Annotated in this window: 10 protein-coding genes and 1 rRNA gene; 1 reads left to right on the forward strand and 10 read right to left on the reverse strand. The window is 66.0% G+C overall.

Annotation, left to right across the window (positions count from 1 at the left end):
• Window positions 1-415 precede the first annotated feature (415 nt).
• Together JOD62_RS03870 and JOD62_RS03875 are read right to left on the reverse strand one after the other, a co-directional pair.
• Window positions 416-1,939: ribosomal RNA gene (locus JOD62_RS03870) — 16S ribosomal RNA — on the reverse strand.
• 619 nt (window positions 1,940-2,558) lie between these two features.
• The gene (locus JOD62_RS03875) at window positions 2,559-4,391 is read right to left on the reverse strand and encodes a glycerophosphodiester phosphodiesterase (protein ID WP_204937999.1); all 1,833 of its coding nucleotides are present in this window, start codon (window positions 4,389-4,391) and stop codon (window positions 2,559-2,561) included.
• A 77-nt stretch (window positions 4,392-4,468) separates the two neighbouring features.
• Between JOD62_RS03875 and JOD62_RS03880 the strand changes: the two genes are divergently transcribed.
• The gene (locus tag JOD62_RS03880) at window positions 4,469-5,845 is read left to right on the forward strand and encodes a CoA transferase (RefSeq protein WP_204938000.1); all 1,377 of its coding nucleotides are present in this window, start codon (window positions 4,469-4,471) and stop codon (window positions 5,843-5,845) included.
• Here JOD62_RS03880 and JOD62_RS03885 read toward each other — a convergent pair.
• From JOD62_RS03885 to JOD62_RS03920, 8 genes are all read right to left on the reverse strand, one after another.
• Window positions 5,769-6,590: a DUF4184 family protein gene (locus JOD62_RS03885; protein WP_204938002.1), complete on the reverse strand. Its 822-nt coding sequence runs from the start codon at window positions 6,588-6,590 to the stop codon at window positions 5,769-5,771. The genes JOD62_RS03880 and JOD62_RS03885 overlap by 77 nt on opposite strands.
• Before the next feature lie 39 nt (window positions 6,591-6,629).
• Window positions 6,630-7,934, reverse strand: a complete 1,305-nt coding sequence (gene tyrS, locus JOD62_RS03890) for a tyrosine--tRNA ligase (protein ID WP_271171438.1) — start codon at window positions 7,932-7,934, stop codon at window positions 6,630-6,632.
• Window positions 7,935-7,947: 13 nt separating this feature from the next.
• Window positions 7,948-8,757, reverse strand: coding sequence for a hypothetical protein (locus JOD62_RS03895; protein ID WP_204938003.1), 810 nt, complete (start codon window positions 8,755-8,757; stop codon window positions 7,948-7,950).
• Window positions 8,754-9,401 carry a SatD family protein gene (locus JOD62_RS03900; RefSeq protein WP_204938005.1) on the reverse strand — a complete coding sequence of 216 codons (648 nt, stop codon included), beginning with the start codon at window positions 9,399-9,401 and terminating at the stop codon, window positions 8,754-8,756. Before JOD62_RS03900 ends, JOD62_RS03895 begins: the two co-directional genes overlap by 4 nt.
• A gap of 60 nt (window positions 9,402-9,461) precedes the next feature.
• The gene (locus JOD62_RS03905) at window positions 9,462-10,352 is read right to left on the reverse strand and encodes a bile acid:sodium symporter family protein (protein WP_239526533.1); all 891 of its coding nucleotides are present in this window, start codon (window positions 10,350-10,352) and stop codon (window positions 9,462-9,464) included.
• An 80-nt stretch (window positions 10,353-10,432) separates the two neighbouring features.
• Window positions 10,433-11,212: a hypothetical protein gene (locus tag JOD62_RS03910; RefSeq protein ID WP_204938007.1), complete on the reverse strand. Its 780-nt coding sequence runs from the start codon at window positions 11,210-11,212 to the stop codon at window positions 10,433-10,435.
• Window positions 11,212-13,095 (reverse strand): glycoside hydrolase family 13 protein, encoded by a 1,884-nt coding sequence (locus JOD62_RS03915; protein WP_204938009.1) that lies wholly within the window; start codon window positions 13,093-13,095, stop codon window positions 11,212-11,214. The genes JOD62_RS03910 and JOD62_RS03915 overlap by 1 nt, the downstream gene beginning before the upstream one ends.
• A 123-nt stretch (window positions 13,096-13,218) precedes the next feature.
• Window positions 13,219-14,676 (reverse strand): alpha-amylase, encoded by a 1,458-nt coding sequence (locus tag JOD62_RS03920; RefSeq protein WP_204938010.1) that lies wholly within the window; start codon window positions 14,674-14,676, stop codon window positions 13,219-13,221.
• Window positions 14,677-14,679 lie beyond the last annotated feature (3 nt).

The following is a 14,679-nucleotide window of genomic DNA, read 5'->3' on the forward strand; positions in this document are numbered from 1 at the left end:
GAGTTGAATCAAAACTCGACCCACACCCGAAAGTGTGAATCAGAAATTGACTAATGATCTTTAAGATCATCTTTCACAACACAACCCCAAAGGGTCATGTTGAAGATGCTCGCGTCCACTGTGTAGTTCTCAAAGTACGGGCGGTACTCAACCAGCAACCAACCAAAAAGGCCAGAAACCAGAAGAGTCCTGAGGTTCAGCCGCAACCCAAACGGGTTGCACCCGGTCCCTCAGGACCCAACAGCGTGCAGACACCCCGCTCACCAATCCCCACATTCCAACCAACCGAAGTTGACGTACTAGCAGAAACCAGCTGCGCTGATGTCATGTCAAATGTTCCACCCATGAGCTCCCAGCGAAGAACGTACGCCTTCGATCTGGGTTCTGGACTCGTGATGAGTCAGATGCTCCTTAGAAAGGAGGTGATCCAGCCGCACCTTCCGGTACGGCTACCTTGTTACGACTTAGTCCTAATTACCGATCCCACCTTCGACGGCTCCCTCCACAAGGGTTAGGCCACCGGCTTCAGGTGTTACCGACTTTCATGACTTGACGGGCGGTGTGTACAAGACCCGGGAACGTATTCACCGCAGCGTTGCTGATCTGCGATTACTAGCGACTCCGACTTCATGAGGTCGAGTTGCAGACCTCAATCCGAACTGGGACCGGCTTTTTGGGATTCGCTCCACCTCGCGGTATTGCAGCCCTTTGTACCGGCCATTGTAGCATGCGTGAAGCCCAAGACATAAGGGGCATGATGATTTGACGTCATCCCCACCTTCCTCCGAGTTGACCCCGGCAGTATCCCATGAGTTCCCACCATTACGTGCTGGCAACATAGAACGAGGGTTGCGCTCGTTGCGGGACTTAACCCAACATCTCACGACACGAGCTGACGACAACCATGCACCACCTGTTTACGAGTGTCCAAAGAGTTGACCATTTCTGGCCCGTTCTCGTATATGTCAAGCCTTGGTAAGGTTCTTCGCGTTGCATCGAATTAATCCGCATGCTCCGCCGCTTGTGCGGGTCCCCGTCAATTCCTTTGAGTTTTAGCCTTGCGGCCGTACTCCCCAGGCGGGGAACTTAATGCGTTAGCTGCGTCACGGAATCCGTGGAATGGACCCCACAACTAGTTCCCAACGTTTACGGGGTGGACTACCAGGGTATCTAAGCCTGTTTGCTCCCCACCCTTTCGCTCCTCAGCGTCAGTTACGGCCCAGAGATCTGCCTTCGCCATCGGTGTTCCTCCTGATATCTGCGCATTCCACCGCTACACCAGGAATTCCAATCTCCCCTACCGCACTCTAGTCTGCCCGTACCCACTGCAGGCTGGGGGTTGAGCCCCCAGATTTCACAGCAGACGCGACAAACCGCCTACGAGCTCTTTACGCCCAATAATTCCGGATAACGCTTGCGCCCTACGTATTACCGCGGCTGCTGGCACGTAGTTAGCCGGCGCTTTTTCTGCAGGTACCGTCACTTTCGCTTCTTCCCTACTAAAAGAGGTTTACAACCCGAAGGCCGTCATCCCTCACGCGGCGTTGCTGCATCAGGCTTGCGCCCATTGTGCAATATTCCCCACTGCTGCCTCCCGTAGGAGTCTGGGCCGTGTCTCAGTCCCAGTGTGGCCGGTCACCCTCTCAGGCCGGCTACCCGTCGACGCCTTGGTGAGCCATTACCTCACCAACAAGCTGATAGGCCGCGAGCCCATCCCAGACCGAAATTCTTTCCAATAGCTGACCATGCGGTCGCTACTCGTATCCAGTATTAGACGCCGTTTCCAGCGCTTATCCCAGAGTCCGGGGCAGGTTGCTCACGTGTTACTCACCCGTTCGCCACTGATCCACAAGAGCAAGCTCCTGCTTCACCGTTCGACTTGCATGTGTTAAGCACGCCGCCAGCGTTCATCCTGAGCCAGGATCAAACTCTCCGTAAAAAAGAAATGCATACACAACCGGGAAAACGGCCATGCAGCGAGTTTGAAACTGACCAAAGAGATAAATCATTGCTGACTATCCGTTGCCAACCCCAAAGGGTTGGTCTTTGATCCAAAGGAATTTCTCACCATCAACCCAAAAGGTCAATGGACGAGGAATAAATTGGCATTTGACAAGTGCACGCTGTTGAGTTCTCAAGGATCGGATGCTCCTGCGGTCCAGCCTCACGGCCTTCCCTTCAGGGCAACTTCTCTATCTTATCCGAGCCGCTCAGCCTGTCAAATCGACACGCCGTGAAGCTCGGAACCAGATCCGCCACCCAGAGCTGAACGCTCCGAGGCAACTTCTCTAGCTTACCCGCCAGACCCAGACTGTCAAATCGACGATCCAGACCAGCAGGCCACCACCAGAACCACAGTTCCAGGCCCTCCCCAAACGAGAAGAACACACCAGAACCAAACGGCTTCGAAGTGTGGTGGGCTGTCCGCCAGCATGAGGGGGGTGAGGCCTTCCGGCCCTTCCGCTTCCCTGTGGGGCGAACAAGTAATAACTTACGCGCAACCCCACCAACCCACAAATCACCCCACCCCGCCGGGCGTGTCGCCGCCGTCGTCCCGCTCAGGGATTCACGAGCAGACGATCCACCGCATCCTGCAGCCGGGCGGCGACGCCGATGTCGTCGCGGATGCCGTCCCTCTCGGTCAGCGCCACATCGGGGTGATCCGTGATGATCCCGTCGACGTTGTCTCGCATGTACTCCCGCATGGCGGCAGCATCCTGCACCGTCCAGACGAACACACCCTGGCCCCGGTCCCAGAGCATGTCCCGCTTCTCCCTGTCGTACGCGCTCTGCTCGAGAACGAGGAAGTCGGCCGGCGACTCCGGGACTCCGGTGAAGGAGAGAGCCAGGATGTACCCGATCGTGAGATCGGGGCGCAGCGTGGAGAACTCCTCGACCACGTGGGAGACGAGTGAGTGATAGATGTGCGCATCCGCATCGTCGACCTCGTCGATGAACGCGATGAGCTCCGCGACGTAGTCCGGCGTCTCCTTCCCGTGCGTCTTGATCTCGATGAGCAACTCCTGGTCGAGCTCCTTCGCGCGACGGAGGTAGGCCTCCAGCGAGGGGATCGTGTCGACGTGTCCGGCGGCATCGTGCACCTCGATCCGGGTGAGCTCGTCGAGCGTGAGATCAGCCACGGCGACGTCCTGACCTGCAAGACGCGACAGCGTCGTGTCGTGCATGACGACCCAGCCGCCGTCCTTCGTCTGCAGCACGTCCATCTCGACGAGATCGGCGCCTGCGCGGTTGGCCGCCTCCAGGGCGCTCAGGGTGTTCTCGACACCGCCGTCGCTGAAGCCGCGGTGACCGAGCACCTCCGCACTGCCGTCTGCAACCTCCGAGAGCGGACCGATCGCGGCCACCGTCAACGCCACGACTGTGGCGAGGGCGCCCGCTGCGACGATGCGCGCGGCGGTGCGGGAGGTCCGCACCGCCGAGGCATCCGATGCGTCGCCTGCATCGAAGACCTCCGGGGCATCCGCCCTCAGTGCGCCCCCGGCACCTGCCGCGTGCACGAGTGCTTGCATCTGGACCATGACGGACACGCCCACGAGGAAGAAGACCAGCACCTGCAGCAGCGCCAGACCGATGGCGGCGACCACGACTGAGGCCTCCGGCGCGACAGCATCACTGAGCACCGTGGGCAGGACGGCGATGATCCCCAGGGCGGTCAGCGCCAGGGTGAGCGGGACGGCAACGCCGAGCAGGAGCCCCACAACGCGGATGCTGCGCCAGCGTGTGAGGCGCCAACTCGCCGCGAGCGCACCCGGCGCGCTCCCCTCCCCCAGGACAAGAAGCGGCAATGCGAACACGAACCGCAGGTTGAGCCACCAGACGATCAGGAGGAAGCCGACGTAGATCGCGGTCGTGGTCGGAGACTTCAAGAGCTCATCCGACACGAACGCAGGGATCGAGACCCAGCGGGTCAGGACGGAGCCGAAGCCGACGTGCCCCAGCGGCAGCAGCAGAATGAGGTATGGAATGAGCGCCAGTGTCGACGGGCGCCGGGCCAGCGCGATCAGACGCTGCCGCAGCTGCGCGGCGATCGTTCGCACGCCCGGTTCGCCGCCGCCCTCTCTGTGCCGTGCGACGACCGCGAAGACCGCGAGCTGGGTGAGCGCCGCGGCGACCGTCAACAGCAGCGACACGACCACGATCGTCACCCCGAGCGGACTGCCGAACAGTGCGCCCGCTGTCGTGTCCGTCACCGCGATGAGTCCCGAGGATCGCGCGGCGAGTGTGAACATCCCGACGAGCAGGGGCGCCGCGATCAGGGCGACGGCGCCCTGCACCACGGCCACGAGAACCAGCGTTGACCGCAGGCGCAAGAGCGTCTGTCGATATCCGCTCGACAGGGACCCGAGAATCGGCAACGGCGCACGCGACATGAGGAGAGTCAACCATGCATACCGGTATTCCGACGCGGGCGGATACGCCGCGCGTCCTCCGGCATAGGGTGTGACGCATGACCGGTTCTGTGCGTGATTCGACGCTGCGACGCTTCCGCGATGCGCTCGGGGACTCTCCGCACAGCCTCGACGTCACGCATGCCGATCCGGGCGCGGTGCCACTCTCTGCACGGCTTGCTCTCGGCGACATGGCGTGGGCGAGCGTGACCGCCGCCGCGATCGCCGCCGCACGGCTGACCTCGGATGTCGTTCAGGTACAGACCGATCCGGTGCGCGTCGCGGTCGCCTTCCAGAGCGACCGACACCTGCGTATCAACGGCGCGACTCCCGACGTATGGTCTCCGTTCTCGGGATTCTGGCGCACGGCCGACGGGTGGGTGCGCACGCACGGCAATTACCCGCACCATGCGGCCGCCCTTCGGCGCGGACTGGATCTGCCCGCGGACGCCGCGCCCGAAGACGTTGCACGCAGACTGCGCGCCCTCACCTCCGTTGACGCGACGACCGCGGTCACTGCGGAGGATGGTCTCTGTGTCTCGGTCTCGCCTGAGAACCCCGAGGCGGATGCTGCGCTCTGCGAGCGCCCCGCGATCACCGTCACCCGGGTGACGGATGCGTCACCCGCCGTGCGCCGCTTCGAGGATCCCGGTGCGCCGCTGCGGGGCATCCGGGTTCTCGACCTCACGCGTGTGATCGCCGGCCCCGTCGCCACCCGCACTCTCGCTCTGCTCGGTGCGGAGGTGCTCCGCATCGATCCGCCGCGCATCCCGGAGCCGGAATGGCAGCACCTCGACACCGGTCACGGCAAGCGCAGTGCGCTGCTCGCCATCGCCGCCGACGCGATCCGCTGGCGTGAGCTGCTGCACTCGGCAGACGTCGTCGTCCTCGGCTATCGCACAGAAGGCCTCGCCCGTCTCGGTCTCACACCCGAAGCGCTGCACTCCCAGCATCCGCGTCTGGTGATCGCCCGGCTCACCGCCTGGGGTTCCGACGCCCCTGCGCGGCGCGGCTTCGACAGTCTCGTCCAGGCGGCAAGCGGGATCTCGTGGATCGAATCCGTGGACGGAGAACGTCCGGGCGCACTCCCCGCCCAGGGCCTGGACCACAGCGCCGGCTATCTCCTGGCGGCCGGCATCTGTGCGGCGTTGCGCCGGCAGAGCGTCGAAGGCGGCGGATGGATCGTCGAGACCTCGCTGCGACGCATGGCCGCCGAGCTGCTGCGACTGCCCCGGCAGAAGGACACGTCACACACCACAGTCGGCGACGTGACCGCCCACCTGCAGACGTTCGCCGTCGACGGCGACACCGTCACGACAGCGGCTCCGGCCGTCGCCTACCTCGGCGGCCCGACCCGCTTCAGCGCGCCACGTCGCTGGGGATCAGATCCTGCGGAATGGACCGCATCGCCCGGCGGGCCAGCGACGGAGCGATGAGGCACACGGCAAGAGTGAACACTCCCCACACCGCACACGCGGGAGGCAGCACGCGGTAGGCGAGGTGCCGCACCGTGAACGATGCCGTCAGCGGGCCGAACGCGGCCAGACCCCAGATCCAGGCAGCGAGCAGAAACACCGGAAGCGACACCCACCACGTGATCTGCAGGGCACGCGGGGCGCACGGGGCTGTGCCCGTGACGGCGCGACGGCGGACGAACCACACGAGGGCCGCGACCCCCAGCACCACGAGGCCGAACGCGGTCGAGCCGTACTGCATCCACTTGTAGCCGTCCAACGGACCCCACGGATGCGACAGCGCCGGCCACAGCGCTGTGCCGACGCGACCTTCATGCGTGAACGCATCCCACACGATGTGCGATGCCACTCCGATCAGGAGCGACACGACGAGCCAGATCACCCCGACGAGAGACGGAAACGTCTCGCGCACGGCAGCAGGCGCTCCCGCATCCCATTCGCGCGGAAGCCGCCGCGCGAGCCAGCGCGGTGCCAGCGGACGTACCGCCGGACGCAGCAGGCACCGCCAGACCAGCAGCAGCACGAGCGCGATCGTGGCCGTCAACGCGATCGCTCGCAGATCGTGCGTCACCATGTAGTCCGGTACCAGCACGCGGACGAAAAGCGGCAGGTCCGGAGTCATCGCACCGATCGCGATCGCCGCAGGAATCAGTGGCGTGCGAAGGAACGGCAACGCCACGATCGCATGACTGGGGGTGAAAGGCACTTCGCCTCCCGCGATCGTGGCGCTGTCGGCGGACGCGAATCAGGCCTGGATGAAAATACCGGCGAGGGTCTTCTTGCCGCGACGCAGCACCGAGACCCCACCGGGCAGAGAGCCCGTCACCGTCGCGGACTCATCTTCGACCTTCGCACCGTCGAGCGAGACGCCGCCCTGGGCGATCGCGCGACGCGCCTCCGAAAGGCTCGACACGAGTCCGGTCTCGACGAGGGCCTCGACCACAGGAATGCCCGATGCGGCCGTCGCGTGCGGAAGCTCTTCCAGAGCGGTGCGCAGCGTCTCGGCATCCAGCGTCGTGAGATCGCCCTGACCGAACAGCGCCTCGGAGGCTGCGATCACGGCCTGGGTGGCCTCGACACCGTGCACGAGTGCGCACACCTCGAAAGCGAGACGCTTCTGCGCGGCACGACGGAACGGCTCTGCCTCGACGAGCGCCGCGTACTCATCGATCTCGGCACGCGTGAGGAACGTGAAGACCTTGAGACGCTCGACGACGTCGGCATCCGCCTGGCCGAGCCAGAACTGGTAGAACGCGTACGGGCTCGTGAGCTCGGCGTCGATCCAGATCGCGTTGCCCTCGCTCTTGCCGAACTTCGTGCCATCGCTGTTCGTGATCAGCGGCGTGCCGATCGCGTGCACGGACGTGCCCTCGACGCGGTGGATCAGGTCGGTGCCACTCGTGAGGTTGCCCCACTGGTCGCTGCCGCCGGTCTGCAGCACGCAGTCGTACTGACGGTACAGCTCGAGGAAGTCGAGACCCTGAAGAATCTGGTAGCTGAACTCGGTGTAGCTGATGCCGGCGTCCGAATTCAGACGGGCCGCAACCGCGTCTTTCTTCAGCATGGTGCCGACCCGGTAGTGCTTGCCGATCTCACGCAGGAAGTCGATCGCGCTGAGCGGGGCCGTCCAGTCGAGGTTGTTGACCATGCGCGCGGCATTGTCGCCCTCGAAGCTCAGGTACTTCTCGATCTGGCCGCGCAGGCGGTCGACCCACTCGGCCACCGTCTCGCGGGTGTTGAGCGTGCGCTCCGCCGTGGGGCGGGGGTCGCCGATGAGGCCGGTCGATCCGCCGACGAGGCCGAGCGGCTTGTGACCCGCGAGCTGAAGACGGCGAAGAGTCAGCAGCTGCACCAGGTGACCGAGGTGCAGGCTGGGCGCGGTCGGGTCGAATCCGCAGTAATAGGTGACGGGCGGTCCTGCAAGAAGTGCGCGCAGCGCATCCTGATCCGTGGACACGTGGACGAGTCCGCGCCAGACAATCTCGTCCCACACGTTCTCGAACGTGGGGTCGATGGCCGGGGCGGCAGCCGTCAGAGTTGAATTCGACACGCCCACCAGGCTATCAGCGCAGCATTCCCGTCGATGCCGCCCACCACAGCAGGAATGCGCCCCCGAGAGCAGTCACCCAGCTGACGAGACTGCCGACGAGGAAGTACTCCGCACCCGCGCCGGATTTGCGATCGCGGGAGATCTCTGGGAAGCGCACGATGCCCTTCGCCGCCAGCATCGCGGCCAGCAGCGGGTATGCCGCAACGAGGGTGAGCGTGAGCACGAGGATGCGCTCGAGCGGTCCGATCAGACGTCCGCCGCGGAAGCCGGAAGCGGGCGCCGTGGGGACCGGGACCGGGGAGCCCGGTGCGGTGTCGCCTGTCATCGCGTCCTCAGACGAGGTCTGGACGGTCGACGGTTCTGTCGACGAGAGCTCCGCGGGAAGTTGCGCGTTCTCGCTGGCGAGGGCTGCCCGCACGATCACGTTGCCGGTCTCCAGGAGCACGACGGCGATTCCGGCAGCCAGGAGCGCGAGTCCGAACGGTACGGGGCCGGTCGGCGCGATGAGGACCCACGAGTCGCCGATCACTCCGAGCGCAGGGCTGCGCGGCGACCACACCACCGCCGCGATGGCGATGGCGGCCAGGATGCCCGCCGGCCAGAGCCCCAGACGCGGGCGGCGGCGGAGCGGCATCGCGAAGACCCACCCGACAGCCACCACGATGCCCGCGAGAGCGGGGAGGGCAGATTCGGATGCGGCCCCGAGCAGAAGCAGCACGACGGCAGCCACGCCGAAGGCGATCGGCTGCACCGAACGCCGCACGTGGGTGCGCAGCAGGTCGGCAATGCCGACGGCCAGCAGGATGTTCGCAGCGAGAATCATGCGGCCGCGCGCTCTCTGAGGATCTCGAAGCCGGCGACGACCGCAACGGCCCCCGCGTTCTGCAGCGCCTGCGACACGGCCGACTGCGTGATGCCCTCGGCCGCCGCGAGCGCCTTCTGCGTCTGGCCCAGGCAACGCCCATACGTGAGACGGCGCTCTCGTGCGGTCATTCCGGTGACCAGCTGGTCGCGCAGCAGGACGTACGCGTTGGCGGTGTCGATCGCGTCGCTCATCCGCCCATCATGGTCGTCACCGCCGACAATCCAGGTGCGGGTGCTCGGCATGGCGCGCTGTTGCCGCGCGTCCACGATGTCGATCGCGTCGCGCGCCGCCCACCATCCGGGGCCGTCCTGCAGCGCTGTGTCCGCACCGGTGACGGCTCTCACCTCGCCGACACCGACGCCGAAACGCAGGCCGAGCTCGTCGGGCAGGACCAGCTGAATCAACAGGAGAGCGGCGAGCGCCGCATCGAGCGTCGGATAGACCGCCTGGAACTCGTCACCGACGGTGGCACGCAGGGGCTCGGCGGCGAGAGGCATCGCCTCTTCGACCTCGGCGAAAAGGCGCGCGAACTCGCGTTGCGCGGCCGACCTGTCAGGAAGGGCGCGAGAGCCGATGATGTCGGCGATCACTGCAACAGGCATGACATAAGCATAGAGCTTATTTTTCCTGAATATAAGTGGATGGCTGATTTTCAGGACATATCAGGATGCGGTGGCGGATGCGCTTCGCTCCGGCGCAGCATCCGCTCCCTCCTGGCCCTTCCCCCGAATGAGGAAGCCGAAGCCGAACGCGATGAAGAACATCAGCACGCCGTACACCGCCGCAGGCAGACTCAGCTCGACCGAACCGAGCACTGTCTGCGCGATCACGATGGCCAGCGTCGCATTGTGAATGCCGATCTCGAATGACGATGCGATGGCCTGTCGACGACCGACGCGCAGCATCCGCGGCACCAGATAGCCGACAGCCAGGCTGATCACGCAGAACGCGACGGTGATGAGCGCGAGACGCGTGAAGTTCTCGACCAGCAGCGACCAGTTCGAGGCCACCGCCCCGGCGATCACCACGATCAGAATGATCACGGAGGCGATGCGGACCGGCTTGTCCATGCCATCCGCGAACCGAGGCCAGAACCGACGCACGAGCATGCCCAACGCCACAGGAAGCAGCACGATCGCGAAGACCTCCAGAGCCTTCGACCACTGCAGACCCAGTTGGTCGTCGAACGGCCGAAAGTACGCGATCGCGAGATTCGTGATGATGGGCAGAGTGATGACCGCGATCACCGAGTTCACCGCCGTGAGGGAGATGTTCAGCGCGATGTCCCCACGGAAGAGATGGCTGTAGAGGTTCGCGGTGGTGCCGCCCGGAGAGGCGGCGAGCATCATCATTCCCACGGCGAGGACGGGCGGAAGCTGGAACAGCAGCACAAGACCGAAGCAGATCGCCGGCAGCAGAACCAGCTGGCACAGCAAGGCCACGATCACCGCTTTCGGCTGCTTGGCGACACGGGCGAAATCGCCCACGGTCAGGCTCAGCCCGAGGCCGAACATGATGATGCCGAGTGCGACGGGCAATCCGATGGTGGTCAACGCTGATCCCATGGCACTCAGTGTGGCCGAGACTGCGACCGCGTATCAAGAGCCGGGCCCGAACGGACCCGGCTCCTGAATCACCAGCCCAGTCGCAGCGCGACGACGTCCGCGGCACGGGAAGGGAACTGCGCCCACCCGGGCTCCAGCACCTCGCGCGCGAAGAGATAGAGCTCCCGGGCGGCTTCCTCTGGCGGACGCGACAGCGCATCCGCGATCCGCGCACCCCAGACCGGGAAGTCCTGCTCGAAGCGCCGGAATGGATCGCACGGATCGCCGAAGCTCGCACCCTGCTCGCCGGCACGCCCGCGCAGCGCGCGAAGCAGATGCTGCACGGCCCACTGTCGGATGAACGCACCGCCCGCCAGCACCTCCCCGCGACGGACGCGACCCACCCCGATCAGGAGCTTCACCAGCACGAGCCGCGCATCATTCACCGGATCGAGCGCACCTGCCTGTTCCGCCTGCGTCCGTCCACGAGCCACGAGTGCGGCGAGCGCACCATCCGCGTCGTCCTCGACGATCGTCGCATCCGTCACGAGCGCACCGGAGAGCTCCTCCGCCTCGGCGAGCGCGAACTCGCAGAGCCGCGCATCGTCGTAGAGCGCGACGAAACCGACCTCGCCTTCGCGTGCCGTGAGGACGATCCGATCCTGATCGGGCAGCCACCCCAGATCCGGACGCACCGCAGGCCCGCGCCCGGGCGCGATCAGCGCGAAGAAGTCGTGATCCGACCATTCGTCTCGGCGTGCGGCCGCATCGGCGGATGCTGATCCCAGCAGGACGACCCCCCGGAGATCGTCGTGTGCACGCACCCCCGCCGCGATTCCGGCGCTGAGCTCTTCGAATCCCCTGCGCATCACGGCTGTGCCACCCCCGGAAGCGCCCAGGCGGCGAACACGGGCCCCCGGGCGGACAGACGCGTCGACCCGTCAGCACCGGGCCGGAGTGCGCCCTCCCCCACCAGGGCGACCGCAACTTCCGCACCGGGCACTGCCGCTGCCTCGAGGACGACGTCCACGTCGCGTAGCGACGCGACCACGAGGACACTCTCCTCCTCGGACTCCCGGATGAAGACGATCGCGTCGTCGTCGACGTGCACCCAGCGCATGCCGCCCGTGCCGAGAACCGGATGCGCACGGCGCAGCCCGATGAGCGAGCGGTACAGCGCCAGCCGCGCAGCCACCTCAGGCTCATCCTCCGTGCCCCAGGGCATGGGCGTCCGACTGGCCTCACCGTCCGTGCCGATGAGGCCGAACTCATCGCCGGCGAACACGACGGGAACACCGGGCAGCGTCATCGACAACCCCACCGCAAGCGGGATAGCCCCCGGTGCGGCATTCGTGGCGAAGCGCGCGGTGTCGTGGGTGTCGAGCGGCTGCATGTTGCCCAGGCGCACACGCCACGGGATGCTCGCTGTGAAGCGAGTCACCGCGGCCACGAACTCCGATGCCGTGTAGCGCGGGATGCCGCCGATGGGCTGGCCGAAGAACCACGGCTCGGTGAGCTCCTCGCCCTCGGCGTTCAGATACGGCGCACCCGTGGGCGCGCTGAGCCAGGCCCACAGCGGGCGGGTGAACGAGGGGTACGTCATCGCTCCGTGCCATCCGTCGCCCTGCAGGTCGCTCGCCGCGTCGTTGGTCGACTCCCCCAGCAGCACCGTCTCGGAGTTCACCTCGTGCATGGTCCGCTGCAGCACCTGCCGCACGTCCGCGTTGAGGTCGATGTCGCCGAGGCGGCCCGTCATGTTCGCAACGTCGATGCGCCAGCCATCCGTGCTGTACGGCGGCCGCAGCCACTTCGCGACCACCGAGTCCGCGCCGTCGATGAAGCGACGCCGCAGTTCCTGCGACGCCCAGTTGAACTTCGGCAGCGTCGGGGTTCCGAGCCACGAGATGTACTCGGTGTTCGCGTCGTCCGTGAAGTAGTAGAACTCCTCCTCCGGTGCGCCCGGGTGACCGAGTGCCGCCTGGAACCATTCGTGGCGATCACCGGAGTGGTTGCTGGTGAGGTCGCCGATGATGCGGATGCCTCGGGCATGCGCCGCCTCGATCAGGCGCAGGTACGCGTCATCCCCACCCAGGAGCGGGTCGACCGACAGGAAGCTCGAGGCGTCGTAGCGATGGTTGGACGCCGCCGGGAAGATGGGCGTCAGATACAGCAGGTTGACGCCCAGCTCGACGAGGTGGTCGAGGTGCGCCGTGATGCCGTCGAGGTCACCTCCGTAGAACTGCTGCGAGCGGCCGGGCAGCACCGGGTCCACCGGAGTGTCCCAGCTCGCGGCGATGGCCCAGTCCGGCGTGGGGTGGGCATCCGCCTGCGGCGAGCGCGCGAAGCGGTCCGGGAACACCTGATACATCACCGCGTCGTGCATCCATGCCGGAGGAGGAGGCGAGGTGACCAACGCGAAGTCCTCGGCATCGAGCGTCTCGAGGGTGTGCAGTCCGGACTGATTGAGCCAGTGCACGGTGCCGTCCTCGTGGACGAAGAGCCAGCGGTATCCATGCCGGGGATTCGCGACGACGATCTCCGCCTCCCACCATTCCCAGCCGTCGACGATGCCCTGCGGAACGGCGTCCGACCAGGCCGGTTCGTGGTCGGGGTTGGATCGCGTGCGCACGGCAGCGAGCGGCCCGTAGCCACTCGGGATGCGCACGCGCACGCGCACGGCGTCCCCGAGCGCGGGGGCGGAGTTCGACACGTACAGCGGCGAGCCGTCGTGGTGGGGGGTGAGGTGCGTCATGGTGGCACCGGATCCTTTCGTGGGGCGCACGAGTGCGCGGGATGCGACGCGGATGCACGGCAGGACGCCATGACAGAGCCTTCAGATTGTTGTTCAGTTATGAGTCCGATCGGTGCGGCGTCGCTACGACACCCGTGATCCGAGATGGATGGCAGCGGCCTGCTGCGGAGCCAGGTCGAAGGCGGCAAGACCGTCCCGCACGCGGACGCGCGCACCCTCCGGACAGGACGAACCCGACCCGTTCGCCACGACGTCGCAGTACTCGCCGTCGGGCATGGAGGTGGGAACAGCAACGGACGCGTCGGCATCGTTCGGATTGGCGGCGACGACCCCGCGTCCCTCGCGCTCGAAACCGTAGGCGTCGTTCTCGCTGACACCCGGCATCCGCGCCGCATCTCCGACGACCGCGCGCCACTCCAGCATCCCGACGATCCCCGCCCAGCGTTGCACGCAGGTGCGGTCGCCGTCGGCATACTCCGCGTCCGGAGCCGGATGCGGCGCGCACGTGCCACCGTCGACGGTGCCATCGGCGTTCGTCGGCGCACCCGCATCGCGGTCGCTGAAGGCGTAGCCCGAGTACACCACGGGCGCGCCGTAGTCATCGGCGAGCATGAGGACGTTCGCGAGGAGATACTCCGCGCCGTTGCGATAGGTCAGCGGTGCGTTGCCGCGCTCGGTGTCGTGGTTGTCGATGAACACGACCGCCGACGACGCCGGGACGTGCAACGCTCGCTCGTCCGAGAGATCCGGGTCGTACAGCATCCCCGACTCCAGCTGTGGACCGAGCTCTCGTGCGTACGAGAACTCGAACACCTCGCCGAACGCCGTGTACTCCTCCGGCTGGATCGGCTCGCGCGCACCGCGGATGACCTCACTCATCACCCTGGTGCCTTCGGGCAGAGCAGCGACGATCGCCGCGACGTCTTCCGCGGCCATGTGCTTGGCCGCATCGATCCGAAAGCCCGCGACGCCGAGCGAGAGCAGATCATCCAGGTACGCACCGATCGTCTGCCTGACCGCGGGAGATCCGGTGTCCAGGTCGGCGAGGTTCACGAGCTCGCAGTTCTGCACCTGCTCACGCGAGCCGTAGTCCTCGATGTCGTCCTGAGCGGTGAGACCGCAATGATGAAACTCCCCCGGCCCGTACAGCCCCGGATACCCCTGGTGCGCGTAAGCCGATCCTACCCAGCCTGTGCCGGGAGCATCCTGACCGCTCATGTGGTTGATGACGGCATCCGCGATGACATCGACACCGACCGCCCCGCACCGCGAGACCATGTCTGCGAACTCCGCCCGCGTCCCCAAGCGGGACTCGATCTGGTAGCTGACGGGCTGGTACGATACCCACCACTGCTCCCCCACGACATGCTCCTGCGGTGGAGAGGTGAGCACCCAGGCGAACCCCGCGGGGCCGAGCGCGCTCTCGCACTCCTCCGCGATGGAGGTCCAGGGCAGCTGGAAGAGCTGCACGCCCACGTCCGGGGCCGCAGGCTCGACAGCGGAGGGCACCGAGCATCCGGACATCGCCACAGCGGATGCCACGAGGGCACCCCACACGACGACCGAACGCACACCGCGCATTGC

It is taken from the genome of Microbacterium keratanolyticum (assembly GCF_016907255.1).
Taxonomy (GTDB): Bacteria; Actinomycetota; Actinomycetes; order Actinomycetales; family Microbacteriaceae; genus Microbacterium; species Microbacterium keratanolyticum.

Coding starts and splice junctions, on each gene's coding strand:
- JOD62_RS03915 (WP_204938009.1), bottom strand. CDS start 13,095: ATGACGCACCTCACCCCCCACCACGACGGCTCGCCGCTGTACGTGTCG.
- JOD62_RS03880 (WP_204938000.1), top strand. CDS start 4,469: ATGACCGGTTCTGTGCGTGATTCGACGCTGCGACGCTTCCGCGATGCG.
- JOD62_RS03910 (WP_204938007.1), bottom strand. CDS start 11,212: ATGCGCAGGGGATTCGAAGAGCTCAGCGCCGGAATCGCGGCGGGGGTG.
- JOD62_RS03900 (WP_204938005.1), bottom strand. CDS start 9,401: ATGCCTGTTGCAGTGATCGCCGACATCATCGGCTCTCGCGCCCTTCCT.
- JOD62_RS03895 (WP_204938003.1), bottom strand. CDS start 8,757: ATGATTCTCGCTGCGAACATCCTGCTGGCCGTCGGCATTGCCGACCTG.
- JOD62_RS03920 (WP_204938010.1), bottom strand. CDS start 14,676: ATGCGCGGTGTGCGTTCGGTCGTCGTGTGGGGTGCCCTCGTGGCATCC.
- JOD62_RS03875 (WP_204937999.1), bottom strand. CDS start 4,391: ATGTCGCGTGCGCCGTTGCCGATTCTCGGGTCCCTGTCGAGCGGATAT.